The organism is Rhodoplanes roseus (genome assembly GCF_003258865.1).
GTDB lineage: Bacteria > Pseudomonadota > Alphaproteobacteria > Rhizobiales > Xanthobacteraceae > Rhodoplanes > Rhodoplanes roseus.
In genome coordinates this window covers 1-609 of sequence record NZ_NPEX01000645.1, presented here as the reverse complement: position 1 = coordinate 609, position 609 = coordinate 1, and the positions used below count along the sequence as shown (strand labels likewise).

Annotated in this window: 2 protein-coding genes; both read left to right on the top strand. The window is 71.8% G+C overall.

Annotated elements, in window-relative coordinates:
• Window positions 1–91 precede the first annotated feature (91 nt).
• Window positions 92–355: a hypothetical protein gene (locus tag CH341_RS31775; protein WP_111423726.1), complete on the top strand. Its 264-nt coding sequence runs from the start codon at window positions 92–94 to the stop codon at window positions 353–355.
• A gap of 57 nt (window positions 356–412) precedes the next feature.
• Window positions 413–609 (top strand): hypothetical protein (locus CH341_RS31770; protein WP_146604727.1); only part of this gene is annotated, 197 nt, incomplete at its 3' end.

The following is a 609-nucleotide window of genomic DNA, read 5'->3' as shown; positions in this document are numbered from 1 at the left end:
CTCGCCGGGTGGCCCCGGCGGCGCGCGCTGATCGAGTGTCTCTCCAGGGCAGGCGCCTCGGCGCCTGCCCTTTCAGTTTGGGCGAGGCCCGATGCCCGGCAAGCGCGTGCAGTTCGACGACGAGACCTGGCAGGCGATCGCGCTGCTCGGCCGCGACTCGATGAAGGACTTTCAGGAGCTCGCCGACGAGGCTTTCGCCGATCTCTTGAAGAAGCACCGGCGCCCGGTCGGCCTCAAGGACGAGCTGCGCCAGAGTCTCCGCCAGGCCGCCGCGAACGACGCACCGACCCGCCATCCGGACCGCCCGGCATCGGGCAAGAAGCCGGTGCGACGTGCTGCCGCCCGGCGGAACTGAATTTTCCGCAGGCCGTTGGCGGACGAATCGGGACTGTCCATCGAACAGGAGGCGTAGATGCAGGCTATTCTGCTGGCCGCGGTGCTCGGCGTGTTGGTGCTCGTCCTCTCCGGCCGTCTCACCCCGTTCGACGACAGCCCGCAGCGGCAAGCCGTGAGCACGGCCCCGGCGCCGGCGACGCCTGCCCCGACGACACCGCCCGCCCCGTCCAGCCAGCAGACGGCCCAGGCGCCCGCTCCGACGCCGCCTCCGGC